This window comes from Streptomyces hyaluromycini, assembly GCF_002217755.1.
Classification (GTDB): domain Bacteria; phylum Actinomycetota; class Actinomycetes; order Streptomycetales; family Streptomycetaceae; genus Streptomyces; species Streptomyces hyaluromycini.
In genome coordinates, this window is sequence record NZ_BCFL01000020.1 from 339,917 (window position 1) to 364,081 (window position 24,165).

23 protein-coding genes and 1 pseudogene are annotated in these 24,165 nt (G+C 71.6%); 13 read left to right on the forward strand and 11 right to left on the reverse strand.

Translation table 11 applies throughout. The features are described 5' to 3' along the window. The 3 genes from SSP29_RS23310 (at position 1) to SSP29_RS23320 (ending at position 2,348) form a co-directional block, all read left to right on the forward strand. A complete protein-coding gene (locus SSP29_RS23310) occupies positions 1 to 1,038 on the forward strand; it encodes a hypothetical protein (protein ID WP_089102690.1) in 1,038 nt (345 codons plus the stop codon). Between the two features lie 147 nt (positions 1,039 to 1,185). Then, positions 1,186 to 1,611 (forward strand): SsgA family sporulation/cell division regulator, encoded by a 426-nt coding sequence (locus SSP29_RS23315; protein WP_089102691.1) that lies wholly within the window; start codon positions 1,186 to 1,188, stop codon positions 1,609 to 1,611. Between the two features lie 68 nt (positions 1,612 to 1,679). Then, positions 1,680 to 2,348 carry a DUF2238 domain-containing protein gene (locus tag SSP29_RS23320; protein WP_089102692.1) on the forward strand — a complete coding sequence of 223 codons (669 nt, stop codon included), beginning with the start codon at positions 1,680 to 1,682 and terminating at the stop codon, positions 2,346 to 2,348. 6 nt (positions 2,349 to 2,354) lie between these two features. Here SSP29_RS23320 and SSP29_RS23325 read toward each other — a convergent pair whose 3' ends face one another. Both SSP29_RS23325 and SSP29_RS23330 read right to left on the reverse strand, forming a co-directional pair. Beyond that, positions 2,355 to 2,840 carry a DUF6328 family protein gene (locus tag SSP29_RS23325; RefSeq protein WP_089102693.1) on the reverse strand — a complete coding sequence of 162 codons (486 nt, stop codon included), beginning with the start codon at positions 2,838 to 2,840 and terminating at the stop codon, positions 2,355 to 2,357. Between the two features lie 82 nt (positions 2,841 to 2,922). Further along, complete coding sequence (locus SSP29_RS23330) at positions 2,923 to 3,906, reverse strand: aldo/keto reductase (RefSeq protein WP_089102694.1); 984 nt, start codon at positions 3,904 to 3,906, stop codon at positions 2,923 to 2,925. Positions 3,907 to 4,045: 139 nt separating this feature from the next. On the opposite strand from SSP29_RS23330, the gene SSP29_RS23335 reads away from it, so the two are divergent. Beyond that, complete coding sequence (locus tag SSP29_RS23335) at positions 4,046 to 5,752, forward strand: cholesterol oxidase substrate-binding domain-containing protein (protein WP_089102695.1); 1,707 nt, start codon at positions 4,046 to 4,048, stop codon at positions 5,750 to 5,752. Positions 5,753 to 5,798: 46 nt separating this feature from the next. Here SSP29_RS23335 and SSP29_RS23340 read toward each other — a convergent pair whose 3' ends face one another. Next, positions 5,799 to 6,695, reverse strand: coding sequence for an SDR family oxidoreductase (locus SSP29_RS23340; RefSeq protein WP_089102696.1), 897 nt, complete (start codon positions 6,693 to 6,695; stop codon positions 5,799 to 5,801). A 133-nt stretch (positions 6,696 to 6,828) separates the two neighbouring features. Between SSP29_RS23340 and SSP29_RS23345 the strand changes: the two genes are divergently transcribed. Beyond that, a complete protein-coding gene (locus SSP29_RS23345; protein WP_089102697.1) occupies positions 6,829 to 7,731 on the forward strand; it encodes a LysR family transcriptional regulator in 903 nt (300 codons plus the stop codon). A gap of 112 nt (positions 7,732 to 7,843) precedes the next feature. Here SSP29_RS23345 and SSP29_RS23350 read toward each other — a convergent pair whose 3' ends face one another. The 3 genes from SSP29_RS23350 to SSP29_RS23360 all read right to left on the reverse strand — a co-directional run bounded on the left by SSP29_RS23350 (position 7,844) and on the right by SSP29_RS23360 (position 11,217). Then, entirely contained in the window at positions 7,844 to 8,446 is a 603-nt protein-coding gene (locus SSP29_RS23350) for a TetR/AcrR family transcriptional regulator (protein ID WP_089102698.1), read from the reverse strand. Beyond that, on the reverse strand, positions 8,443 to 9,936 hold the full coding sequence (locus tag SSP29_RS23355; RefSeq protein ID WP_089102699.1) for an MFS transporter: 1,494 nt from the start codon (positions 9,934 to 9,936) through the stop codon (positions 8,443 to 8,445). The genes SSP29_RS23350 and SSP29_RS23355 overlap by 4 nt, the downstream gene beginning before the upstream one ends. Positions 9,937 to 10,032: 96 nt before the next feature. Then, a complete protein-coding gene (locus tag SSP29_RS23360; protein ID WP_089102700.1) occupies positions 10,033 to 11,217 on the reverse strand; it encodes an FAD-dependent monooxygenase in 1,185 nt (394 codons plus the stop codon). A 349-nt stretch (positions 11,218 to 11,566) separates the two neighbouring features. Here SSP29_RS23360 and melC1 point away from each other — a divergent pair, with 349 nt between their 5' ends. Both melC1 and melC2 read left to right on the forward strand, forming a co-directional pair. Beyond that, entirely contained in the window at positions 11,567 to 11,971 is a 405-nt protein-coding gene (gene melC1 / locus SSP29_RS23365; RefSeq protein ID WP_089102701.1) for an apotyrosinase chaperone MelC1, read from the forward strand. Positions 11,972 to 12,008: 37 nt separating this feature from the next. Continuing rightward, positions 12,009 to 12,839 (forward strand): tyrosinase MelC2, encoded by an 831-nt coding sequence (gene melC2, locus SSP29_RS23370; RefSeq protein WP_089102702.1) that lies wholly within the window; start codon positions 12,009 to 12,011, stop codon positions 12,837 to 12,839. Between the two features lie 13 nt (positions 12,840 to 12,852). Here the strand turns inward: melC2 and SSP29_RS23375 are convergent, their stop codons facing one another. Next, positions 12,853 to 13,554: a ribonuclease H family protein gene (locus tag SSP29_RS23375; protein ID WP_089102703.1), complete on the reverse strand. Its 702-nt coding sequence runs from the start codon at positions 13,552 to 13,554 to the stop codon at positions 12,853 to 12,855. A 47-nt stretch (positions 13,555 to 13,601) separates the two neighbouring features. Further along, positions 13,602 to 14,396, reverse strand: coding sequence for a VOC family protein (locus SSP29_RS23380; protein ID WP_089102704.1), 795 nt, complete (start codon positions 14,394 to 14,396; stop codon positions 13,602 to 13,604). 148 nt (positions 14,397 to 14,544) lie between these two features. Between SSP29_RS23380 and SSP29_RS23385 the strand changes: the two genes are divergently transcribed. From SSP29_RS23385 to SSP29_RS23400, 4 genes are all read left to right on the forward strand, one after another. Beyond that, positions 14,545 to 15,552, forward strand: a complete 1,008-nt coding sequence (locus SSP29_RS23385) for a zinc-binding alcohol dehydrogenase family protein (protein ID WP_218036921.1) — start codon at positions 14,545 to 14,547, stop codon at positions 15,550 to 15,552. Between the two features lie 228 nt (positions 15,553 to 15,780). After that, positions 15,781 to 17,223, forward strand: a complete 1,443-nt coding sequence (locus tag SSP29_RS23390; protein ID WP_089102706.1) for a family 2B encapsulin nanocompartment shell protein — start codon at positions 15,781 to 15,783, stop codon at positions 17,221 to 17,223. Positions 17,224 to 17,240: 17 nt separating this feature from the next. Continuing rightward, entirely contained in the window at positions 17,241 to 18,293 is a 1,053-nt protein-coding gene (locus tag SSP29_RS23395) for a family 2 encapsulin nanocompartment cargo protein terpene cyclase (protein WP_089102707.1), read from the forward strand. A 49-nt stretch (positions 18,294 to 18,342) separates the two neighbouring features. After that, positions 18,343 to 19,227 carry a geranyl diphosphate 2-C-methyltransferase gene (locus SSP29_RS23400; RefSeq protein ID WP_089102708.1) on the forward strand — a complete coding sequence of 295 codons (885 nt, stop codon included), beginning with the start codon at positions 18,343 to 18,345 and terminating at the stop codon, positions 19,225 to 19,227. A 60-nt stretch (positions 19,228 to 19,287) separates the two neighbouring features. Here SSP29_RS23400 and SSP29_RS23405 read toward each other — a convergent pair whose 3' ends face one another. Further along, positions 19,288 to 19,770: a VOC family protein gene (locus SSP29_RS23405; RefSeq protein ID WP_089102709.1), complete on the reverse strand. Its 483-nt coding sequence runs from the start codon at positions 19,768 to 19,770 to the stop codon at positions 19,288 to 19,290. Positions 19,771 to 19,970: 200 nt separating this feature from the next. Here SSP29_RS23405 and SSP29_RS23410 point away from each other — a divergent pair, with 200 nt between their 5' ends. Together SSP29_RS23410 and SSP29_RS23415 are read left to right on the forward strand one after the other, a co-directional pair. Continuing rightward, positions 19,971 to 20,792 carry a class I SAM-dependent methyltransferase gene (locus SSP29_RS23410; protein ID WP_089102915.1) on the forward strand — a complete coding sequence of 274 codons (822 nt, stop codon included), beginning with the start codon at positions 19,971 to 19,973 and terminating at the stop codon, positions 20,790 to 20,792. A gap of 205 nt (positions 20,793 to 20,997) precedes the next feature. Then, positions 20,998 to 21,885 (forward strand): RNA polymerase sigma factor SigF, encoded by an 888-nt coding sequence (locus SSP29_RS23415; protein WP_089102710.1) that lies wholly within the window; start codon positions 20,998 to 21,000, stop codon positions 21,883 to 21,885. A gap of 81 nt (positions 21,886 to 21,966) precedes the next feature. On the opposite strand, the gene SSP29_RS23420 is transcribed toward SSP29_RS23415, so the two are convergent. Next, complete coding sequence (locus SSP29_RS23420; protein ID WP_089102711.1) at positions 21,967 to 22,419, reverse strand: ATP-binding protein; 453 nt, start codon at positions 22,417 to 22,419, stop codon at positions 21,967 to 21,969. Positions 22,420 to 22,871: 452 nt separating this feature from the next. After that, a pseudogene (locus SSP29_RS23425) lies at positions 22,872 to 24,080 on the reverse strand (DUF6777 domain-containing protein); the annotation flags it as partial. Positions 24,081 to 24,165 lie beyond the last annotated feature (85 nt).

A 24,165-nucleotide genomic window follows, 5' to 3' on the forward strand; every position in this document is an offset into this window, starting at 1 on the left:
GTGACCCTAGCGATCGACCCGTCCGAGACGTCCACCGCGTCCCCGGCTCCCCTCTCCGACCTGGTGGCGCGGGACGCGCGCGAGTTCGGCGCCTATGTGCGGACCGGAGGCTGGACGTTCGGGCTGATGGTGGCCCGCAGCGTACGGCCCGGAGGGCAGGGCGCGGACGAGACGCCGAAGGTCCCGGCGAAGGAGTTCGCCGAACTGGCCGGCTGCTCGCCGGAGCGGGTCATGCGCTACTACAAGGCCTGGGACAAGGCCGCCGACGACGGTGTGGTCCCGCACTTCGAGGCACTCGCCCCCGGCCAGGAGGTCGAACTCCCGGACTCCGACCTCTGGTTGGACTACTACGTCTCCCGCAACAGCGCCGGCTCCGAGCGCGGCACCGCCATCGCGGAGGCCGCCGAGGCCGAGGGCATCCGGCCCACCAAGGCCCTCGAAGTCGCCGAGAACCCCACCGCGCTGCGCGCCGCGATCCTCGCCGACCCGTCCACCGCCCGCGCCGCCCGCTCGGCGCTCCTGGACCGCATCAAGGAGGACCCGGACCTGCAGACCGTGCTGGCCCGTGACGTGGTCCGCACCGCCGACCTGAAGAAGGCCGTCGCCACCGAGAGCCGCTCGGCCGACCGGATCGGCTACGTCCGGCAGATCGCCGAGTCCGGCCAGATCAAGACCCCGGCCGGGCAGACCGTCGACGCGCCGGCCGACCTGCGCCAGGAGGCCGAGCGCCATCTGTCGCTCCTCGACGAACTGGACGAGGACGAGGACACCGGCGAGTGGGCGGCCGAGGCCTTCGACACCATGAAGAACCTGGTGGTGGAGGCGGTGGAGGCCGACCCCGAACTGCGGGTCCAGGAGAAGCGCACCAAGTTCTACAACAGCCTGCAGAAGGCGACCAAGGCGTTCGAGGAGCTGACCTTCGACGACGCCCAGGACTTCTACGAGGACGACATGGTCCAGCGCCTGGAGGACCTCCAGCAGGCCATCGGTTCCTGCCTGGCCGCACTGCGCGGCGCGAAGGGCACGGAGGACGCGTAGCGCACGTAGTACTCGCGGGGCTCGTCGGATTCGTGGAATTCGCGGGATTCGTGGGATCCGTAGGGCAATTCCGCTCACGATTGAGCGTTTTTCCCGCGAGAGGGGTACTAGAGGGCACCAAGCCGATCGTTCTCGGAGGCCACTCGCGTGAACCCCATCGTGCACAGGACCTTGGTCGTACAGCTCCGTGCGGACGGGTCTGGCCGCTGTCCCGTCCTCGCCCATCTGTCGTACGACGCCGGTGACCCGTTCGCCGTCACCGCGGTGTTCACCCTGGACGGCCGGGTGCTCGCCCGGTGGCGGCTGGACCGCGAGATGCTGAACGACGGTCTGAGAGAGCCGGTCGGGGTCGGGGACGTCCGGCTGCGTCCCGTACGGCAGGGGCGCTGGAGGGAAGTGCGCATGGACTTCCTCGGCGACCCCCTGCCCGGCGGCAGCCGCCACCACGCGGTGGTGTTCGCGTGGGCGCCCGCGCTGGCCTCCTTCCTGAGCGACACCTACCTGGCCGTGCCGCCCGGCCGGGAGGAGTTCCCCGTGGACGACGTACTCGCGGAGATCCTCGCCACCGGCTGAGTAGCCGTACTCATGCCGGCGCCCGGACGCCGCGGCCACGATGGGGCTCCCACGACGAGGAGTCCGCCATGACCGCAGTGCACCCCGCCCCGCGCCCCGTTCCGCACCGAGTGCCCCGCCGTGTTCCGCCGGCCCTGCTCGCCGGTGTGGTGGTGGCCGGCATGGCCCTCTCGGCGTGGGGCGCGCGGGACCGTACGACCTGGTTCCTGGAGACGGTGTGGGTGCTGGTCGGGCTGCCGCTGGTGGTGCTGACCTGGCGGCGCTTCCCGCTGACCGGCCTGCTGGCCGTGCTCCTCGCGGCGCACGCGCTGGTGCTCGCCGTCGGCGGCCACTACACCTACGCCGAGGTGCCGGTGGGCGACTGGGTGCGCGACACCTTCCACCTGTCCCGCAATCCGTACGACCGCTTCGGCCACCTCATGCAGGGTTTCGTGCCGGCGATCCTGGTCCGTGAGCTGCTCAGCCGCACCTCACCGCTGCGCGGCAGCCGCTGGCTGGCCCCGCTGACGGTGTGCGCCTGCCTCGCGTTCAGCGCCTGCTTCGAGCTGCTGGAGTGGCTGGCGGCGGAGATCGGCGGCCACGGCGCGGACGCCTTCCTGGCCACCCAGGGCGACGTGTGGGACACCCAGTGGGACATGTTCTGCGCGCTGATCGGGGCGACGGTGTCCGTACTGGTGCTGAGCAGGGTGCACGACCGGCAGCTGCGGGCGCTGGAAGCGGCTCAGCGGGTCGTGTGACGCGGCTCAGCGGGTCGTGTGACGGTGCCGGGACCACAGCGGCAGGCCGTACCAGCACACCAGGTACCAGCCGACGACGGCCGCCACCGCCCAGGTCACAGAGCTGCCGCCGGTGGCCACCCGGAGGATCAGCACCAGGGACGCGGTCATGGTGGCCAGCAGCAGGAACAGGCCGACCGAGGTCAGCCGGGACGCCGTCCGCACCGCCTGCGGTTTCACCCTGCGGCCGGAGACCAGCCGGTGCAGGGAGACCGGGCCGATGAGGGCGCCCGTGGCGGCCGCGCCCAGGATGACGGTGACGATGTAGATCGTCTTGTCCGTGCCGGACAGCTCGGCGTACTTCTGCTGGAAGACCACGGTGAGCAGGAAGCCGAACAGGATCTGGACACCGGTCTGGGCGACGCGCACCTCCTGGATGAGTTCGCTCCACATCCGGTCGGCGCGCTCCTCCTCCGTCTCGTCGCGCCCGGTCCGCCGCTCCTGGTCGGTCATGGAGTACGCGTAACCGGCGGGCCCGTCTTTGAAACGGTACGGGCCGGGAGCGGCACGGCTGCGCTCCCGGTCCGCGCCACTGCTACCAGCGGCTCTCCACCTGGTCCTGGATCCGGCGGTCGTACAGTTCGCGGATCGCCGTGACCGTCTCCTCCGGCAGCTCCGGGAGCTTCGCGGCGGCCGCGTTGGCGCGGGCCTGCTCCGGGTTGCGGGCGCCCGGGATCACCGTGGTCACGCCGGGCAGGTCGATGATCCAGCGCAGGGCGAGCTGGGCCGGGGTGTACCCCTCGGGGGCGAGGGCGGAAAACTCGGCGGCGGCCTCGACGCCGGTCGCGTAGTCGACGCCGGAGAAGGTCTCGCCCTGGTCGAAGGCCTCGCCGTGCCGGTTGTAGGTGCGGTGGTCGTCGGCCGCGAAGACCGTGTCCTTGGTGTACTTGCCGGACAGCAGCCCGGAGGCGAGCGGCACGCGCGCGATGATGCCGACGCCGGCCTCCCGGGCGGCCGGGAGCACCTCGTACAGCGGCTTCATGCGGAACGGGTTGAGGATGATCTGCACGCTGGCCGCGCCCGGGCGGGCGATCGCGGTGAGCGCCTCCGCGCAGGTCTCGACGCTGACGCCGTAGGCCGCGATGCGCTCCTCCTCGACCAGGGTGTCGAGGGCGTCGTACACCGCGTCGGAGGAGTAGACCGGGGTGGGCGGGCAGTGCAGCTGCACCAGGTCCAGGCGGTCCACGCCGAGGTTGCGGCGCGACCGGTCGTTCCACGCGCGGAAGTTGTCCAGGACGTAGTTCTCCGGGATCTGGTCGACCCGGCGGCCCATCTTCGTGGCCACCAGCACCTGCAGGTCCGGCCTGCCGCGCAGGAAGGCGGCGATGGTCTGCTCGCTGCGCCCGTCGCCGTACACGTCGGCGGTGTCGAAGAAGGTCACCCCCGACTCGGCCGCCGTCTCCAGAACGGCGAGGGCCTCCTTGTCGTCCACCTCGCCCCAGTCGGCGCCGAGCTGCCATGTGCCGAGGCCGACGACCGATGCCCGCTGCCCCGACCTGCCGATTACGCGTTCGTCCATGGCGCCAGTCTGTCATCCGCCACCGACAACGCTGTCACGGGCCGGTCCGCCCCCGCCCACCTGTGAATCGTTCACTCACACGGGTGATTGCGGTGGACGGAAATCGGAGGTGTGTCCACCGGCCCCCTAGCGTGTCGGCATGGTTGATCATTCACCGGACAACTCGCTTTCCCCAGACGGCTGGAGCCGTCGGGGCTTCCTGCGGTCCGCCGCCGCGCTCGCCGCGGTTCCGGTGCTGCTGGCCGCCGATCCGGCCATGGCCGCCGCCGAACTGCCCGGCTTCCCGGCGGAGGTCGCCCTGTACCGATCCGCGTACCGCAACTGGGGCGGCGAGATCACCGCGGACGGTCTGTGGGCGTGCGCCCCGGCCGACGCCGGTCAGGTGCTCGCGGCCGTCGACTGGGCCTGGCGCAACGGTTGGCGGGTCCGCGCGCGTGGCTCCGCACACGGCTGGTCGCCCTTGACGATCACCGAGGGGACGGGGGCCGACGACAAGGTCCTGCTCGTCGACACCGCCGGCCACCTCACCGGGCTCGCCCTGGACTCCGCCACGGAGGTGCGGGCCGGGACCGGGGTCACCCTGGAGGCGCTGCTCACCTTCCTGGAAGGCCACGGCCTCGGGCTGACCGCCGCGCCCGCGCCGGGCGATCTGACACTGGGCGGCGCGCTGGCGATCGACGCGCACGGCACCGCCGTACCGGCCGACGGCGAGGAACCGCTCCCCGGCCACACCTACGGCTCGCTGAGCAACCTGGTGGTGGCGCTGACGGCGGTGGTGTGGGACGAGAGCGCAGGAACGTATGTCCTGCGGACGTTCCGGCGTGACGAGGCGGACTGTGCGGCGCTCCTGACGCATCTGGGCCGTGCGCTGGTCACCGAGGTCGTGCTGCGGGTCGGGGCGAACAGCGGGCTGCGGTGCGTCAGCCGGACCGACATCCCGGCCGGCGAGCTGTTCGCCGCGCCCGGGTCCGGTGGCCGGACCCTGGACGGCTTCCTGCGGCGGTCCGGGCGGGTCGAGGCGATCTGGTTCGCCTTCACCGAGTACCCGTGGCTGAAGGAGTGGAGCGTCGCGCCGGTCAGGCCGCTCGCCTCACGGCACGTCACCTCGCCGTACAACTACCCCTTCTCCGACAACGTGCCGACCGTGGTCGCCGACCTCGTGGGACGGATGGCGGCCGACGCGGCCTGGTACCTGGCGCCGGTGCTGGGCAACGCGCAACTGGACGCGGCGGCGCTCGGGTTGGCGGCGACGCTGTCCGCTGACATCTGGGGGCCGTCGAAGAACACGCTGCTGTACGTCAGACCGACCACACTGCGGATCAACGCGAACGGGTACGCGGTGCTGACTCGGCGGGCCGACGTGCAGCGGGTGGTGCACGAGTTCACCTCTTTCTACCGGGAACGGCTCACCGCGTACGCCGCGTCGGGGCGGTTCCCGGTCAACGGGTCGGTGGAGATCCGGGTGACGGGGCTGGACGAGGCGTCCGATGTCGGGGTGGACGGCGCTCAGATGCCGCTGCTGTCCGCGATGCGGCCTCGGGACGGTGCGGACACCGCCGTGTGGCTGGATGTGCTCTCGCTGCCGGGGACGCCCTATGCGGAGGCGTTCTTGCGGGAGTTGGAGCAGTTCCTGTTCGAGAGGTTCGAGGGGACTCGGGTCGAGTGGTCCAAAGGGTGGGGTTATACGGAGTCGGGTGTGTGGAGTGATGAGGAGGTGCTCGGCACCAGGATTCCGGGGTCGTTCGGGGGTGCGGTGTGGGATGCGGCGGTCGAGGTGTTGGACCGCCTTGATCCACACCGGGTTTTCAGCAACGGGTTCTTGGATGGGGTGCTTGTGCGCCGTTGACGGGTGCGGGTTCGGTGGGGGCTGGGCGCGCAGTTCCCCGCGCCCCTTACGGGGCGCTGAAGTAGTGGCCCTCTTCCAAGTCGGCGATCAGACCCGGCTGTTCCGGCTTCCAGCCCAGGAGCTTCCTGGTTCGCTCGCTCGATGTCGCGTTGTCGATCGACGCCGCCATGCCCAGCCAGCCGAAGTGGGCCTGCGCCTCATCCGCCGGGATGCTCTTCACCGGTACGTCGAGGCCCCCGCCTATCGCCGCCGCGATGTCCTTGAAGGGGACTCCCTCATCGGCCGCTCCGTGCAGGGCGGTGCCCGCCGGGGCCGACTCCAGGGCCAGGCGGAACAGGCGGGCCGCGTCGAGGCGGTGGATGGCCGGCCAGCGGTTGGTGCCGTCGCCGACGTACGCGGCGACGCCCTTCTCCCGGGCGACGTCGATCAGCCGGGCTACGAAGCCCTGGTCTCCGCGGCCGTGCACCGTGGGGGCCAGGCGGACCACCGCGCTGCGTACCCCGCGCTCGGCGAGGGCGAGCGCCGCGAGGTCTGAGTCGCTGCGATAGGTGCCCGGTACCGGGGTGTCCTCCTCCGTCGCCACGCCCTCGACCGAGGCGAGCATCAGGGTTCCCGAGGTGACCACGAAGGGCCGGTCCGAGCCCTCCAGGGCCGCTCCGATCGCCTCGATCACGCGCAGGTCGCCCTCCGCCGCGAGGGTGAGGTTCGGGAAGTCGTCGTGGTTGAAGGCCAGGTGGATGACGCCGTCGGTGTCGGCCGCCGCGCGGGCCAGGTCCTCGGGGTCGTCGAGGCTGCCGCGGTGCACTTCGGCGCCCGCCGCCCGCAGGGCCTCGGCCGACCTGTCCGAGCGGGCGAGGGCGAGGACCCGGTGGCCGGCGCCGAGGAGTTCGGGGACGACGGCGGAACCGATGAAGCCGCTGCCGCCGGTGACGAATACCCGCATGGTGGGTGCTCCTTCGAGAGAGGGGATCGTGCTTCCATCGTTCGGCCGGCGGGCGGCCGGCGTCCAAAGCCTGTTTCGCAATACGCAATGCCTTTCAGGCATCGCTGCAGGTCGTCGGTCTTATGCTGGAGGCATGGCTGATCCGGCTTCCGCCCCCGACCTCGATCTGCGGCTCGTGCGGTACTTCACCGTCGTCGCCGGGCAGCGGCACTTCGGGCGGGCCGCAGATGCCCTGCACATCACCCAGCCCGCGCTGAGCCGGCAGATCCAGCGCCTTGAGCAGGTGCTGGGTGCGCGGCTCTTCGACCGCACCCCGCAGGGGGCCCGGCTCACCGAGGCCGGCGAGGTGTTCCTGGCCCGGGCCGGGGCGTTGCTGCGGGCAGCGGGCGAGGCCGCCGCTGCCACCCGGGCCGCCGCCGAGCCCAGCCGGATCACCGTCGGGTACATCAACGGGATCTTCGTCACCCCGGCCGTGCGCGAGCTGCGCCGCCGCTTCCCGGACGCCGACGTACGGACCCTGCACCTCGACTGGGGCGAGCCGCACGAGGCCCTGCTGACAGGGCGCGTGGACGCCGTCGTGACCCGGCTGCCGCTGCGCACCGACGGGTTGCGGGTGACGGTCCTCTACGACGAGCCGCGCGTCCTGGTGGTCCCTCTGGACCACCGGCTGGCCGGGAAGGAGTCGGTCACCCTCGACGACATCGCCGACGAGCCGCTGCCCCGGGGGAAGGATCCGCTCTGGAACGCGTTCTGGCGCGTGGATCCCCGGCCGGACGGCAGCCCCGCGCCCGACGGTCCGCTGATCGTCGCGGTGGAGGACAAGTTCGAGCATGTCGCCGCCGGGCAGGCCGTGGCGATCGCGCCCCGGGTGCCCGGCGCGACCGTCCGCCCCGACCTGACCACGGTCCCGCTGCACGGCGTCGAGCCGAGCCACGTGGTGCTGGCGACCCGCGCCGGGGACAACCACCGGCTGCTGGCCGCCTTCCGCAGGTCGGCCGAGGCACTGCTGACGGGGCCGACGCCGGAGCCGGACTAGGCGCTCCGCTGGAAGTGCCGCTGCCGACTGCGGCGCCGTCGTGGCTGGTCGCGCAGTTCCCCGCGCCCCTAAAGGGGCGCTGCCGAACCGTAGGGGACTTCACCGGCCCCGCCTAGGGCGTCAGCTGGGCCTGGACGGCGGGGCCGTACCGGTCGGCGATGTCACCGATGTCGGCGGCCGCGGAGTCGCGCAGCCGTGGGCCGCGGGCGATGCCGTACATCACGCCCAGGCCGATGAGCTGGGCGACGGCGAGCTCGGCGCGCAGGTCCGGGTCGGGTCCGGTGAGCCGGGCGGCGAGGGCGTCGACCACGTGGGCGCGGAAGTTGGCGCGCAGCACATCGCCGTGGTCGCCGTGCAGGGGCGCGAAGACGATGCGCAGCAGCGGGTCGGCGCCGCGGTCGCGCTGGCTCTCCAGGACGTGCCGGACCATGTGCCGGCCGAGATCGTCCAGGGGTGCGTCGAGGAGGGCGGCCGCGTCGGTGTCGAAGGACATCACCCGGGCGAACAGGCTGTCCTTGTTGCCGAAGTACTTGAGGATCAACGGCGCGCTGACCCCGGCGCGTTCGGCGACGTCCTTGAGGGTGATGTCGGCGTGCGCGTGCCGGGCGAGGAGGTGCCGGGCGGCCCTGAGGATGGCCGCCTTGGTGGCCTCGGCGTCCCGTCGGGCGGGGGCGGGCGCGGAGGGGGTGCCGGGTCGGGTGCTCACGGCACTCATGCTCCCTCCAGCGCGTCGTCCCTCGCACTCTCGGCGCGGCTCCGGGCGGGGGCAGGGCCGGCGGGTGCCTTGTCGCCGGGTATGGAGAGGGCCGCGGCGACGGCCGTGAGGGCGACGGCGGCGGCCATCGCGAAGGCCAGCAGGTAGCCGTGGAGCGTGGCGACGGGAACGCCGCCGACGAGGCTGGTGTGGTGGGTGAGGACGGCGGCCACGGCGGCGCTGGAGGTGGCCTGGCCGATGGTGCGCATGAGGACGTTGACGCCGTTGGCGGAGGCGGTCTGGCTCGCCGGGACGGCCCGCAGGATCAGTGTGGGCAGCGCGGAGTAGGCGAGGGTGGTGCCGGTGGCGACGACGGTGGCGCCCAGGATGATCATCCACAGGTCGCGGCTGTCGGCGATGCGGACCACGTATCCGCAGGCGATGACGGCGGCGCCGAGGGCCAGGGTGATGCGCGGGCCGCGGGAGGCGGAGATCCGGGCGGAGAGCGGCGAGAACAGCAGCATGGTCACGCCGCCGGGGAGCAGGCACAGGCCGGTGGCCACGATCGACAGGCCGAGGCCGTACCCGGTGGCCTTCGGCGCCTGCACCAGCTGGGCGGTGACCAGGGAGTTGGCGTAGAAGGCGAACCCGGTGAGCAGGGCGGCGATGTGCGAGAGGCCGACTCGTGGCCGGGTCACGAGGTGCAGGTCGACCAGGGGCTGCCCGGTCCGCAGCTGCTGCCACCACCACAGCGCCAGCACGAGGACGGCGGCGCCGAACAGTCCGAGGACGCGCGGGCTGCCCCAGCCCCACTGGCCGCCCTGGGAGACGCCGAGCAGCAGAGAGGTCAGCCCGACGGCCAGCCCGAGGGTGCCGAGGACGTCGAACCGGCCGGGCTCGCGCACCGGTGACTCCCGGACCGCCCACCAGACGGCCGCGACGCCCAGCGCCCCGAGGAAGCTGGTCAGCCAGAACATGGTGTGCCAGTCGTAGTACTGCACCACCAGCGCGGCCAGCGGCAGGCCGAGGGCGGCTCCGATGCCGACGGTGGAGCTCATCAGCGCCACCGCAGAGCCCCGGCGCTCGGGCGGCAGTTCGTCGCGCAGGATGCTGATCGACAGCGGTACGACGGAGGCGGCGGTGCCCTGGAAGGCGCGGGCGACGATGAGCACGGTGATGTCCGACGACAGGGCGCACATCACGGAGCCGACCGTCATCAGCGCGAGGGCCCCGGTGAGCACCCGGCGCTTGCCGTACATGTCGCCGGCCCGGCCGAGCACCGGCGTGAGGACGGCCCCGGCGAGCAGGGTCGCGGTGACCATCCAGGAGACGGCACCGGCCGAGGAGTGGGTGAGCCGGGGCAGGTCCGGCAGGAGCGGGACGACCACCGTCTGCATGACGGCCATCAGGATCCCGCCGAAGGCCAGCACCGGGATGGTCAGCCGCTCCCGCAGCCGGGGTGGTGCGGCGGGCGGCCCCTGGTGGCCGGCTGTCGGGGCGGGCTGGTCCATCGGCACTCCTGCGGCGACGCGGAAAACAAGGTGAATACGAATTCACCCTATCGGGTGAATGGCCTTTCACCCAAACATCCCGCGGCCGTAAAGCGCCTACGACCGGACGCGCAGGGCGCGCGCCGCCCGTGGCCCGAGCCACCGCTTGAACCGGCGCAGCACCTCCAGCCGCCCGGCGGCCTTGTCGAGGCCGTAGTAGAGCTGCGGCGGTACGTACGGCAGCAGGGGTGAGTGCCGCTGGCCGAGCAGGGCGAACATGCGGTGCGGGGACAGGCCGATGTAGCGGGGCAGGTTCTCGTACCACTGGGCGCTGAGCCGGGCCGCGCTCTGCGCGGAGACGAGTTCGGCCTTGCGCCGCCGTTCGTAGGCGGCGAGGGCCTGCGGCAGGGCGGCGTGTTCGCGCAGTGCGTCGGCGAGGCACATGGCGTCCTCCAGGGCGAGGGTGGTGCCGGCACCGATGGAGTAGTGGGTGGTGTGCGCGGCGTCGCCGAGCAGGACGAGGTTGCCGTGGTGCCAGGTGCGGTTGGTGAGGGTGCGGAAGGCCGGCCAGGCCGCCGAGGAACCGCCGATCAGCGGGCGGCCGTCGAGGATGCCGGCGAACAGCTTCTCCAGCAGGGCCAGTTGGCCGGCCTCGTCCATCGTGTCGAGGCCGAGGCCGGTGAGGGTGTCCGGGGCGCACTCGATGACGCAGGTGCTGTGCTCGGCGTCGTACGGGTAGCCGTAGCACCAGACCCAGCCGTGCTCCGTCTCGGCGAAGGCGAAGGTGAAGGAGTCGAAGACCTGGGTGGTGCCGAGCCATACGTAGTGGTTGCGGCCCTCGGTGACGTCGGTGCCGAAGTGGTCGGCGTGCCGGGCGCGCAGGGTGCTGTGGATGCCGTCGGCGGCGACGACCAGGTCGGCCTCGGGGAGGTTGCCGGGGGTGATCTCGTCCTCGAACTCCAGCCGGACGCCGAGGCCGCGGGCGCGTTCGGCGAGGATCTCCAGGAGGCGATGGCGGCCGATGCCGTGACCCGCGTCGCCGGGCTGCCGGGTCACCTGGTCACGGACGTGGGCGACGCCCTGGGTCCAGCGCACCGAGCTCTCCTCGATGGCCCGTGCCGTCTCGGGGTCGTACGTGTGGAGCCGGTCGAGCAGGGCGCGCCAGTAGGTGACGCCCCAGCCGTAGGTGGAGCCCTCGGGGTTGCGTTCGCGGACGGTGATGTCGTGGGACGGGTTCTGCCGCTTGAGCAGGATCGCGAGATACAGGCCGGCGGGCCCGCCTCCGACGCAGACGACCTTCACTCACACACCCCTGGGTTTCACCGAACGTGGTCAATTGGCACCGGAGGGTAGCAGCGAGAAAGCGCCCGCCCGGGTTTTCGAATCGCGCCACTTTGGCGCCGTGAGCCACGCCACCCGGACGGCGGACCGCCGCGAAAGATCACCGGAAAACCGCGCGCCCACGCAAGGAACTCCCCGTTCCGGGTCCGGCTGGACCGTCGCCGCGACAAGATCACCTTTGTTCAATCCTGTATGACATGTGGTTAATTGTCCTGATCGCAGCCAACCCGATCCGGGCGATTTCTCCCGCTCCGGAACCGACGGATAGGCATACGGGGTCATCACCCGCACCCGTCACTGGAGCATCCGTATGCCCGAACTCACCCGCCGTCGCACACTCACCGCGGCGGCCGCCCTCGCCGCCGCGGCCGGTGTCCCGACCCTCGTCGCGCCCGGCGCCTCGGCCGCCGGCCACTCGCACGGGGGATCACTCGAACCCTTCGACGAGGTCTACAAGGGCCGCCGGATACAGGGCCGGCCGACCGCCATGGACGACATGGGCGGCATGAACGGCATGGGAGGTCATCACCACGGACACGGCGCCGGATACGCGGTGTTCGTGGACGCGGTCGAGCTGCACGTGATGCGGAACGCCGACGGCAGCTGGATCAGCGTGGTCAGCCACTACGACCCCGTCGCCACCCCGCGCGCCGCCGCCCGCGCCGCGGTCGACGAGTTGCAGGGCGCCGCGCTGCTGCCGTTCCCCGCCAACTGACCGCCCTGACCGCCCCGTACAAGGAGCAACTCCGCACATGACCGTACGCAAGAACCAGGCCGGTCTGACCACCGACGAGAGGCGGCGTTTCGTCGCCGCCGTCATCGAGCTGAAGCGCAGCGGGCGTTACGACGACTTCGTGCGCACGCACAACGCCTTCATCATGTCCGACACCGACGACTCGGAGCGCACCGGCCACCGTTCGCCGTCGTTCCTGCCCTGGCACCGCAGATTCCTGCTCGACTTCGAGCAGGCCCTGCAGTCCGTGGACGCCTCCGTCGCACTCCCCTACTGGGACTGGAGCGCCGACCGGACCGTCCGTGCCGCGCTGTGGGCACCGGACTTCCTCGGCGGCACCGGGCGCAGTTCGGACGGGCGGGTGACGGACGGGCCGTTCGCCGCGGCCGGCGGGAACTGGCCGGTCAACGTCCGTGTGGACGGCCGTACTTATCTGCGCAGGTCGCTCGGGACGAGCGTGCGCGAGCTGCCGACCCGGGCCGAGGTCGAGTCGGTCCTGTCCATGGCGACGTACGACATGGCGCCCTGGAACAGCGCCTCGGACGGTTTCCGGAACCATCTGGAGGGCTGGCGCGGGGTCAACCTGCACAACAGGGTGCACGTCTGGGTCGGCGGGCAGATGGCCACCGGGGTCTCCCCCAACGACCCGGTGTTCTGGCTGCACCACGCCTTCATCGACAAGCTCTGGGCCCGCTGGCAGCGCCGGCACCCGGAGGCGGCCTATGTGCCGGGCGGTGGCACGCCGGACGTGGTGGACCTGGACGAGACGATGAAGCCGTGGAACGACGTGCGGCCGGCGGACCTGCTCGACCACACGAGGTTCTACACGTTCGACACCCTGGAGGACTGATCGGGCCGCTGCGTCAGGCCTCTGCCGTACGGCACTCCGGGTGGCCCCAGCCCTGCGCGTTCTTGGCGATGGACTCGCCGGCCGCGTAGGGGCGGCCGCACAGGCAGCGGCCGGGGAACTTCGCCTTGATGGTGCGGGACGAGGAGGCGCCCGCCGCGCTCTTGCGGGGTGCCGCCTTGCGGCGCGGGGCCGCGGCGGAGGCGGCGGACGCCAGGGACGGCGGCGGCTCCGGGGAGCCCAGGGCGCTGCCCGCGGCCTCCTGGACCACGGCCGCCTGGCTGGCCGCGCGGTCGGCGAAGTCGTTCAGCGGATCGCCGTCGACCTGGTGGGCGGGGACGTACCGGAAGTCGACCGTGCGGCCGTCGAGGAGTTCGTCGATGCGGACGACCAGGTCCTGGTTGGCGACCGGCTTGCCCGCGGAGGTCTTCCAGCCGTTGCGCTTCCAGCCGGGCAGCCAGGTGGTGACGGCCTTCATCGCGTACTGCGAGTCCATCCGCACCTCAAGAGGCACGTCCGGCGCGACGGCCGTCAGCAGCCGCTCCAGGGCGGTCAGTTCGGCCACGTTGTTGGTGGCCTTGCCGAGCGGCCCGGCCTCCCAGCGGGCCGGAGTCGCCGCGTCGTCCGACACCACCCAGGCCCAGCCTGCCGGTCCCGGGTTTCCCTTAGAAGCCCCGTCGCACGCGGCCACCACTCGTTCACGCATGCGCCCGATCATGCCACGGCCGGGCGGGGTGCCCGGCCGGGGCCCGGGATCCGCCCAGGTCAGACGTCCGTGGTCGGCGGCATCTCGCCTTCGGTGGTCGTGACGTCGATCACCGAGAAGTTGGCGCCCTGCGGGTCGCTGAGCGCCGCGAACCGGCCGAAGGGGCTGGTCATCGGCCCGAAGCGGAGCACCGCGCCGAGCTTCGTCGCCTTGGCGACGGCCTCGTCGCAGTCGGCGACGGTGAAGTACACGTTGACGTACGAGGGCACCTCGGGCGGGAAGTCGTCGGTCATCCGCATCCGGCCGAGGACGGGCTGCTCACGGAGGTTGAACGTGCGGAAGTCGACGTTGTCGTCCTCGATCTGCCGGACCGTGTAGGGGAAGACGGCCGCGAGGAAGGAGTCGGCCTTCTCGGGCTCGCGGGTGAAGACCTCCGCCCAGCAGTAGGCGCCGGGCACGGCCGTGGCCTCGAAGCCCTCGTGGACACCGCCCTGCCAGATCCCGAACACCGCGCCGCTGGGCTCACGGGCCAGGCACATCGTGCCGAAGTCGCCGACCTGCATCGGCTCCATCAGCACCTCGCCGCCGTTCTCCCGGATCCTGGCGGCTGCGGCCGCCGCGTCCGGCGAGGCGAAGTACAGGCACCACTGCGAGTGCCCCTCCTGACCGGGCATGGGCGGGACGACGGCGGCCACGGCCTTGCCGTTCACATAGGCCTGGGTGTAGTTGCCGTACTCCGAGGACGACTCGCCGAAGGTCCAGCCGAGGACCTCGCCGTAGAAGCTCTTGGCCCCCTCCAGGTCGCTGAACATCGCGTCGGCCCAACAGGGGGTTCCTTCAGGTTGTACCGCCATCGCCGCGGCCCTTCCGATCGTGCGGGTTCTCCCGGTTCCTCACGCTAGCCACCGGGCGGTCCGCCCGCGCGCCGAACGCCGGACTCCGGCAGAGACTGGGAGGGGAGTGGGGGGCCTTCGGCGGACGGGGCGCGGTATGGCGGACGTGATGCGGGCATGGTCGGTGCAGCGACCCGGGCCGGTCGAGGGGGATCCGCTGCGGCTGGTCGAGCGGCGGATGCCGGTGCCCGGGGCGGACGAGCTGCTGGTGCGGGTGCGGGCCTGCGGGGTGTGCCGTACCGATCTGCATGTCACCGAGGGAGATCTGCCGGTGCACCGGACCGGGGTGACGCCGGGGCACGAGGTGGTCGGGGAGGTCGCGGGGACGGGCGCCGGGGTGGCGGACTTCGCGGTCGGCGACCGGGTCGGGGTGGCCTGGCTGCGGCGCACGGACGGGGAGTGCGCGTACTGCCGGCGGGGCGCCGAGAACCTGTGCCCGTACTCGGAGTACACCGGCTGGGACGCCGACGGCGGTTACGCGGAGTACACGACCGTGCCGGCCGCCTTCGCCTACCGGCTGCCCGGCGCCCTGGGTGACGTCGCGCTCGCGCCGCTGCTGTGCGCCGGGATCATCGGCTACCGCGCGCTGCGCCGGGCCTCGCTCCCGCCGGGCGGACGGCTCGGTCTGTACGGCTTCGGGGGCAGCGCCCACCTGTGTGCGCAGGTGGCGCTCGCCGAGGGCGCGCGGGTGCATGTGCTCACCCGGGGTGCAGAGGCGCGGCGGCTGGCCGTGGAGCTGGGCGCGGCCTCGGCGCGGGACGCCTACGAGGCGCCGCCCGAGCCGCTGGACAGCGCGATCCTGTTCGCGCCGGTCGGCGACCTGGTACCGGTCGCGCTGCGCGCCCTGGACCGGGGCGGAGTGCTGGCGGTCGCGGGCATCCACCTCAGCGACGTGCCGGCGCTGAACTACGAACGTGAGCTGTTCTACGAGCGGGAGTTGCGCAGCGTCACCTCCAACACCCGTGCCGACGGGCGGGAGTTCCTGGCGCTCGCCGAGCGGCACGGCGTGCACGCGACCACCCACACGTATCCGCTGTCGGAGGCCCCGCGGGCACTGCGGGACCTCAAGGCCGGGCGCTTCGACGGGGCCGCGGTGCTGGTCAACGACTTTTCCTGAGCCCAACCCCCGCACGGCCCGGGCACGAGAGCGGGCGACCGGCGCACGATCGGGAAACACCACCCTTTCCACCCTGAACACCAGGTTTGCGCAACTAAGGCATGCAACCGCCCCTTTCGCGCCGTACCCGTAGATCACCAAGGCTGTTTGGCTTGTCCGTGCGCACCACCACCTCGCACACCACCGACCCGCCGGGTCACCGTTGTTCACCTCTCTGCTGGAGGGAATGTGTCCACACCGGACAGCGTCATCGGTTCCGCCGTCGACGAGCCCGAGCCGGATCCGACCGCCGACGGGCAGCTCACCAGCCTGAGCACCCGGGCGGCACGCCAGCTCGCCACGACCACCAAGTCCGAACCGCAGATGCAGGCCATCACCTCCCGGTGGCTGCTGAAGACGCTGCCGTGGGTGGACGTCAAGGGCGGCACCTACCGGGTCAACCGGCGCCTCCAACTGCGCACCGGGCGGGGCCGGGTGAGTTTCGAGCACAACGGCGGGGACGACATCCGGGTCATCCCGCAGACCCTCACCGAGCTGCCGATCCTGCGGGGTTACGACGACCCGGACGCGTTGAACCAGCTCGCCGACCGGTTCCAGCCCCGCGAGGTGCGCGCCGGGCAGGTGCTGTTCGAGGCGGGGCAGCCGGTCACCGAGACCTATCTGGTGGTGCACGGCCGGTTCATCCGGTACGCGGCCGGCAAGTACGGCGAGGAGGAGGTCGTCGGGGTCGTCACCGACGGCGACCAGATGGGCGACGAGGCGGTCGGCCAGACCGATCCGCTCTGGCTCACCTCGGTCCGGGCGGAGACTGCTGGGGTGGTCCTCGCGCTGCCCTGGGCGGTCGCCGAGGAGATCATGGACCGGGTGCCGTCGCTCGGCGCCCATCTGCAGGCCTACGTCGACCGGCAGCGGCTGCCGATGAACCGCAAGGGCGAGGCCGAGGTGCCGGTGCAGGCCGGCCACACCGGCGAGCCGACCCTGCAGGGCGGCTTCGTGGACTACGAACTCGCGCCGCGCGAGTACGAGTTGTCGCTCACCCAGACCGTGCTGCGGGTGCACTCGCGGGTCGCCGACCTCTACAACCACCCGATGGACCAGACCCAGCAGCAGCTGCGCCTCACGGTCGAGGAGATCCGCGAGCGCCAGGAGTGGGAGCTGGTCAACAACCGGGAGTTCGGGCTCCTGCACAACATCGACTACGGGCAGCGGATCAGTTCGTTCACCGGTCCGCCGACCCCGGACGACATGGACGAGCTGATCTCCATGCGCCGCAAGACCAAGGTGATCCTGGCGCACCCGAAGGCGATCGCGGCCTTCTTCCGGCAGTGCAACCGGCGCGGCCTGGTGCCGCCGTCCACCAACGTCGACGGGCACGAGATCCCGGCCTGGCGCGGGGTCCCGATCTATCCGTGCAGCAAGATCCCGATCAGTGACGACCACACCAGCAGCATCATCGCGCTGCGCACCGGCGAGGCCGACCAGGGGGTCATCGGCCTCTACCAGACCGGCATCCCCGAGGAGTTCCAGCCCGGCCTGAACGTCCGCTTCATGGGCGTCAACGAGCAGGCCGTCATCAACTACCTGGTCACCGCCTACTACTCGCTCGCCGTCCTGGTCCCCGACGCGGCCGGGATCCTGGAGAACGTCCAGCTCGGCCGCACCGCCGACTGACGGCCTGGAGCACATCCATGAGCACAACCACCACCTCCTACGCCCTGCCGGGGCCGCCGAACATCGCGGAACGGCTGCGCCCGGCCAGACGCACCGGGGCGGTCCCCGGACTGCACTACCGGCCGGCCGTGCCCGCCGACCCGGAGAAGGCCGCCGAACTCGACCGCCGCCTTGAGGCCTGGGCCCGCGAGCTGGACCTGTTCCCCGCGGCCTGGAAGGGGGACTTCTCCGGCTTCCAGTTCGGCCGGGCCGTCGCCCTGCAGCATCCGGGCGGACTCGACCTGGACCGGCTCACCGCCGCCGGCAAGCTGCTGCTCGCCGAGAACATCGTGGACTCCTGCTACTGCGAGGAGGACGAGGGGCGGGGCGGATCACGGCGGGGCCTCGGCGGCCCGCTGATCATCGCCCAGTCGGCGCTCGACCCCTACCACGGCATTCCGGAGCTGGAGGAGGAGTGGCGCGAGGGGATCCAGGCCGACGGCCCGCTGCGCTCGTACCACCACGCCCTCGCGGACTACGCCGGCTTCGCCACGCCCAGCCAGACGGCCCGGTTCGTGCACGACATGGCCCGGCTGCACATGGGCTATCTCGGCGAGGCCGCGTGGATGGAGACCGGGTATGTGCCGCGGGTCTGGGAGTACCTGGTGATGCGGCAGTTCAACAACTTCCGGCCCTGCCTGTCGATCGTCGACGCGGTGGACGGCTACGAACTGCCCGAACAGCTCTACGCCCGCCCGGAGATCCAGCGGATCACGGCCCTGGCCTGCAACGCCACCACGATCGTCAATGATCTGTACTCCTTCACCAAGGAGCTGGCGAGCGACCCGGACCACCTGAACCTGCCCCAGGTGGTGGCCGCCAACGACCGGCGCGGGCTGAAGGCGGCCTATCTGAAGTCCGTCGGCATCCACAACCGGGTCATGGAGGCCTTCGAGGAGGAGTCGGCCGCCCTGGCCGCCACCTCGCCGCTGATCGCGCGCTACGCCGAGGGGCTGGCCGCCTGGGTCGCCGGCAACCACGAGTGGCACGCCACCAACACCAGCCGCTACCACCTGCCCGACTACTGGTAGCCACCGAGCCCATCCGAAACACCGTCAGAAACACTTCGAGGAGCAACTGTTGACGACCGCCCCTGTCGCTCGGAAGACCACCACGTCAGCCCCGGTGCCGACCCAGTCCAGGTACCAGAACAGCGTCGCGGAGTACTGGAACGCCGAGGAGAACCCGGTCAACCTCGAACTCGGAAAGATCGACGACCTCTACCATCACCACTACGGCATCGGTGAGGCCGACTGGTCGGTGCTCGACGAGCCCGACCCCGCGCTGCGCAAGGAGCGCGTCACCGGTGAGCTGCACCGTCTGGAGCACGCCCAGGCCGAGCTGCTCGCCTCCCACCTCGGCGCCCTCACGCCGGCCGACCGGGTCTTCGACGCGGGCTGCGGCCGCGGTGGCGGCAGCATCGTGGCGAACCTGCGCTACGGCTGCCACTGCGACGGGGTGACCATCTCCGCCAAGCAGGCCGACTTCGCCAACGAGATGGCCCGCAAGCGGGAGGTCGGCGACAAGGTCCGCTACCACCACCGGAACATGCTGGACACCGGCTTCGAGACGGGCGCGTACGCGGCGTCGTGGAACAACGAGTCCACGATGTACGTCGAGCTGGAGCTGCTGTTCGCCGAGCACGCCCGGCTGCTGCGCCGCGGCGGACGCTATGTGACGATCACCGGCTGCTACAACAACACCTACGGGCAGGCGTCCCGCGAGGTGTCCCTGATCAACGCGCACTACATCTGCGACATCCACCCGAGGTCGGAGTACTTCCGGGCGATGGCCGCCAACCGGCTGGTGCCGGTCCACGTGGAGGACCTCACCGCGGCGACGATCCCGTACTGGGAACTGCGCAAGCAGGCCGACCACCTGGTGACGGGGATCGAGGACGCGTTCCTCACCGCGTACAAGAACGGCAGCTTCCAGTATCTGCTGATCGTGGCCGACCGGGTCTGACCCGGCGGCGGGTCCACGAGGGGGCGGTGTCCGCGGACACCGCCCCCGTCCCCGTACGGCTCACTCCCCCGCGTACGCCTTCCGCAGCGCGGCGATGTCGAGCTTGCCCATGCTGTACATGGCCCGGGTGGTGCGCGCGGCCTTCACCGGGTCGGCATCGCCGATCATGTCGATCAGCCCGTCCGGAATCACCTGCCAGGACACGCCGTACCTGTCCTTGAGCCAGCCGCACGGGCCGGGTTCGCCGCCGTTCTCGGTGAGCTTGGCCCAGTAGTGGTCGACCTCCTCCTGTCCGGCGCAGTAGATCTGGAACGAGATCGCCTCGGTGAACTTGAACTGCGGGCCGCCGTTGATGGCCACGAACTTCTGCCCGTTGGCCGTGAAGTCGACGGCCAGCACGGAGCCCGCCTCCCCGGGACCGGCCTCGTTGTACCGGCCGACCTTCCCGATGCTGGAGTTCTTGAAGATCGACACGTAGTGGTGGGCGGCCTCCTCGGCCTGCCCGTCGAACCAGAGACACGTGGTGAATCCGTCGGCGGTCATGGACACCTCCTGGGAGCGGGGAACGCGGTCATGTGTACCGACCCCCGCCAATCGAGAAACTAATCGCTCAGCGCCCCAGCAGGGGCGCGGGGCTGACCTCTCCGGCACAGACTGGGCGTACGGCGTCCCCACGGCTCAGCCGCCGCCGGGCGGCCGGGGCCGGCGAAAAGCGCTGGCCCCGAGGGACGGGCAGCGGCATTCTGCCCCGCGTGGACGCACTGGAATTCAGGGTGAAAGAACCGAAACTGCGGGACATCTTCGACCAGGACGCCGAGCGGTACGAACGGGCCCGGCCCCGCTACCCCGCCTCGCTGATCGAGGAGCTGGTCCGGGTCACGGGGGCCGGGCCGGGCGTCCGGGTGCTGGAGATCGCCCCGGGCACCGGCAAACTCACCGTCGATCTGGCCGGCTCCGGCTGTTCGATCACCGCCGTGGAGATCGGCCCGAACATGGCCGCCGTGGCCCGCCGTCAACTGGCGGCGTTTCCCGAGGTGGGCGTGGTGGTCGCGGCCTTCGAACAGTGGGAGCTGCCGCCGGAGCCGTTCGACGCGGTGGTCTGCGCGACCGCCTTCCACTGGATCGACCCGGCGGTCCGGATGCCCAAGGCGGCCCGGGCACTGCGCCCGGGCGGGCAGCTCGGCGTCGTCGCCACCCACCATGTGGCCGGCGGCACCGAGGCCTTCTTCGCCGAGGTCCAGGAGTGCTACGAGCGCTGGGATCCGGCCACCCCGCCGGGTCTGCGCCTGACCCGCGAGTCCGACCTCGCGACCGACACGACCGAGTTCACCGGCTCCCCGCACTTCACCGACGTCTCCGTGCACGGCCATGCCCAGGAGATCACGTACACCACCGACCAGTACCTGGACGTGCTGCTCACCTACTCGAACCACCGGGCGCTCCCGGAGACCGCCCGGAGCGGGCTGCTCACGGGCATCCGCGGGCTGATCGACTCCCGGTACGGCGGTGTCGTCACCAAGCGCTACTGGCACGAGCTGATCACCGCGGTGCGCGTCGGAGCGTAGCCCCTCGCCCATGGACCGTCACGGACTGTTTTCAGCCACGTCCGGGCACAGGGCGCATGCGTCGCGTCACCCCGGGTACCCGGGCTTCGAGGCACGCATGAGACGTCCGGCTCCGGGTACCCGGGCCAGGGCGACACCTGGACAGGGCCGGGACGACACCGGCCGAAGAGGCAGCCGCCGAACCATGAGTGACCTGGGAGAGGCAATGAACACCGCCGGGATCCGGTCGGAAGCAGTGAACACCGCCCACCCCGTCGAAGCATGGACGCCGGAGGGGGCACTGCCAGGAATCGAGGACCCGAGGACCGTCGCCCCGCGCGACGCACGCCAGCTGTCCCGCCAGTTCTTCCAACGGCTCGGGGAACTGGAGGAGGGCACCCCCGAGTACCAGTACGCCCGCAACACGCTCATCGAGATGAACATGTCGCTGGTGCGGTTCGCGGCCGGACGGTTCCGCAACCGGGGCGACGACATGGAGGACATCGTCCAGACCGGGATGATCGGCCTGATCAAGGCCATCGACCGGTTCGAGCTCTCGCGCGAGGTCGAGTTCACCTCCTTCGCGCTGCCGTACATCGTGGGCGAGATCAAGCGGTTCTTCCGTGACACCACCTGGGCGGTGCACGTACCGCGCCGGCTTCAGGAGCTGCGCGTGGAGCTGGCCAAGGCACGCGAGGAGCTCTCCAGCCGCCTGGACCGGGACCCGACCGTCGCCGAGCTCGCCACGCTCATGAACCTGTCCGAGGACGAGGTGGTCGAGGGCCAGCTGGCCTCCAACGGCTACAACTCCTCCTCCCTGGACGCCGCGCTGACCGGGGACGGCCCGGAGGACGGCGAGGCGGTGCTGGCCGACTTCATCGGCGTCGAGGAGGACGGGCTGCGGCTCGTCGAGGACTTCCAGTCGCTGGCCCCGCTCATGGCCGAGCTGAGCGAACGGGACCGGGAGATCATCCATCTGCGGTTCGTGGAGGAGGCCACCCAGGCGGAGATCGGCGAGCGGCTCGGCTGCTCCCAGATGCATGTCTCCCGCCTGATCAAGCGGATCATCATGCGACTGCGCCAGGGGATGCTGGGCGAGCTCGGCTGCGTCTGACGGCGGGATCCCGGGCGCTGTCTCGCACGCGCGTGCGAGGCAGCGCCTGCGGTGGCTCACCCGGGGCTCCGGGGCGGTGGCTCATCCGGGGAAGCGCACCAGCGCGCGCACCCGCTTGCCGACCGGTACCCGTTCGGCGCTCACCTCCACGGCCAGGGCATGGACGATCTCCAGCCCGTGCCGCCCGATCCGCTCCGGGTCCTTGGGGAAGCGCCGGGGCAGGGCGACGCTGCTGTCGTACACGGAGACCAGGACCGCGCTGTCCGTGCCCTCCAGTTCGAGGATGTACGGGCCGTTGCTGTGCCGGTCCGCGTTGGTGACCAGCTCGCTCACCACGAGGAGCAGCTCGCCGTCGGCCCGGGGGTCGATCGCGGCACACCACTCGGTCCTGAGCTGCTCCAGAAAGCGGGCCGCGAAGTCCCGCGCCTCCGCGATACAGCCGGGCTCGCCGGTGTAGTGCGCCGCTCGTCGCAGCGGCTCCACGGGTACGTCGAAGCCAGTCGGTATCACTGCCCCGCCCAGGTGTTCGATCATGCGTGTCTCTCCAGGAGGCCGGCCCGGCCGGTCGCTGTTGCATCCATGCTCGTACCCCGAGTGCCGTCCGACAGTCCCCACGAGTGTTCGCCGAACGCGCACAAATCAGGTCGCGCTGGTCACAGCACCGGCGAGGCGGGGACCTCGGGTGCCGGGGGCGCCGAGGTCTCCATCGACCGGGTGCCCGGCCCGGGGGCCGCCGAACTGGGCGGTGTCTGCTGGGCCGAGGAGGCCGGCGCGGCGGAGGACACCGCGGACTGGGGGCCGGGCGACGCCGGGGACGCCGGGGCCGGCGACTGCGCGGAGGACGGGTGCTCGGAGGCCGGCCCCTGCGACTTCGGAGGCTGCGACGCCGACGATTCGTTCTTCGGGGACTCGGTGCGGGGGGACTCGCTCTCGCTCTTCGGGGACTCGGACTTCGGAGACTCGTTCTTTGGGGACTCGTTCTTTGGGGACTCGGACTTCGGAGACTCGGACTTCGGGGACTCCGACGAGGGCGGCGCCGAGGACGGCGGCTTCGAGGACGGCTGCTCGGACGAGGGCGGCTTCGAGCCCGGCGACTGCGAGGACGGGACGTTCGAGGACGGGGCGTTCGAGGACGGCGAGTTCGGCGGCGGGGACTTGGAGCCGTTGCCCGGGCCGGGCGGCGTCGACGGGCCGGACGAGACCGGCGGGCACGGCGTGGTGCCGGGTGACCCGGGCTTGCCCGACGCGGGCGGGCAGCCGTGGCCGGCCGGCGGGTTCATGGGGTTCGGATTGGCCGGCGGCCTGGCCGGACGGTCGTCGTGCCCGGTGTGGTCGCCCCGGTGGCGGCCGAACCAGTCGTCGCGCTCGTGGTCGAAGATGACGAAGACCCTGACGACCTGCGCGGCGGGCGCGACGACGACCACGTTCGAGGGCCGGTAGGCGGGCCAGGCGGTGCCGGTCGTCCTCGGGGTGGTCTGCTGCGCGACCGGCGGGGCCAGCGGGTTGCCGCAGGCGCACCGCACCCGGGGCACGCCGTGCCCGTCGACCAGGACCGCGGTGCCCGCCTGGAGGACGGACTGGTAGGCGGTCGCCTTGCCGTCGCGGTAGCCGTGGTTGGTGACCCGGGTGTCCGCGCGCAGCTGTACGGGAGTGAGGGAGCGCAGATAGGCGGGGACGCCGGACGGCTGGACGCCGACCTGCGAGGCGAACGCCCTGTTGCGGGAGGGCGAGGCCTGGAAGTACCTGACCTGTTGCTCGACGTCGCAGCTGGCACTGTTCTTCGTGCCGCTGTAGAGGCCGGGTGCTCCGCCGTCGACCCCGCGCACCTCGTTCGCCGGCGCCGCCGACGCGGCCGGGGCCGCGGACACCGGCGCGGCGGAGCTCTTCTTGGCGGTGGACTCGGTGAACGGGTCCTGGCCGGAGCTGTTGGCGGCCTGGAGGAAGACCTCGCCGCGTTTCCCGGAGCTGTCGCCCGAACGGGTGAGAACCAGGGCCAGGGCCGCGGCCACCACCACGGCGGTGGTGAGCGTCGCGACCCGGGGCACCGACCTCCACCATGGCTGGTGCGGCTCCCCGCCCTGGCCGCCGCCTCCGGGCGGCTGCGAGGGGGGTCCTGGGGGTGGTCCGGACGGCCCGGACAGGGGGCCGGAGGGGGGGCCTGTGGGACGGCCGGACGACGGCGGTTCGACGCTCACGCGCTCATCTCCCCGGTGCAATAAACGGCATTCATTAAAAATGCCTCATTTGGGGCATTTCGAGCCCAATGTGCGCCGGTCCGAT

Bases quoted from the DNA above. Each gene is read 5' to 3' on its own strand.
- SSP29_RS23350 (WP_089102698.1), bottom strand. From the start codon at position 8,446: ATGAGTGCCGTGAGCACCCGACCCGGCACCCCCTCCGCGCCCGCCCCC.
- melC1 (WP_089102701.1), top strand. From the start codon at position 11,567: ATGCCCGAACTCACCCGCCGTCGCACACTCACCGCGGCGGCCGCCCTC.
- SSP29_RS23380 (WP_089102704.1), bottom strand. From the start codon at position 14,396: ATGGCGGTACAACCTGAAGGAACCCCCTGTTGGGCCGACGCGATGTTC.
- SSP29_RS23415 (WP_089102710.1), top strand. From the start codon at position 20,998: ATGAACACCGCCGGGATCCGGTCGGAAGCAGTGAACACCGCCCACCCC.
- SSP29_RS23395 (WP_089102707.1), top strand. From the start codon at position 17,241: ATGAGCACAACCACCACCTCCTACGCCCTGCCGGGGCCGCCGAACATC.
- SSP29_RS23385 (WP_218036921.1), top strand. From the start codon at position 14,545: ATGCGGGCATGGTCGGTGCAGCGACCCGGGCCGGTCGAGGGGGATCCG.
- melC2 (WP_089102702.1), top strand. From the start codon at position 12,009: ATGACCGTACGCAAGAACCAGGCCGGTCTGACCACCGACGAGAGGCGG.
- SSP29_RS23340 (WP_089102696.1), bottom strand. From the start codon at position 6,695: ATGCGGGTATTCGTCACCGGCGGCAGCGGCTTCATCGGTTCCGCCGTC.
- SSP29_RS23320 (WP_089102692.1), top strand. From the start codon at position 1,680: ATGACCGCAGTGCACCCCGCCCCGCGCCCCGTTCCGCACCGAGTGCCC.
- SSP29_RS23330 (WP_089102694.1), bottom strand. From the start codon at position 3,906: ATGGACGAACGCGTAATCGGCAGGTCGGGGCAGCGGGCATCGGTCGTC.
- SSP29_RS23375 (WP_089102703.1), bottom strand. From the start codon at position 13,554: ATGATCGGGCGCATGCGTGAACGAGTGGTGGCCGCGTGCGACGGGGCT.
- SSP29_RS23420 (WP_089102711.1), bottom strand. From the start codon at position 22,419: ATGATCGAACACCTGGGCGGGGCAGTGATACCGACTGGCTTCGACGTA.
- SSP29_RS23325 (WP_089102693.1), bottom strand. From the start codon at position 2,840: ATGACCGACCAGGAGCGGCGGACCGGGCGCGACGAGACGGAGGAGGAG.
- SSP29_RS23405 (WP_089102709.1), bottom strand. From the start codon at position 19,770: ATGACCGCCGACGGATTCACCACGTGTCTCTGGTTCGACGGGCAGGCC.
- SSP29_RS23335 (WP_089102695.1), top strand. From the start codon at position 4,046: ATGGTTGATCATTCACCGGACAACTCGCTTTCCCCAGACGGCTGGAGC.
- SSP29_RS23355 (WP_089102699.1), bottom strand. From the start codon at position 9,936: ATGGACCAGCCCGCCCCGACAGCCGGCCACCAGGGGCCGCCCGCCGCA.
- SSP29_RS23345 (WP_089102697.1), top strand. From the start codon at position 6,829: ATGGCTGATCCGGCTTCCGCCCCCGACCTCGATCTGCGGCTCGTGCGG.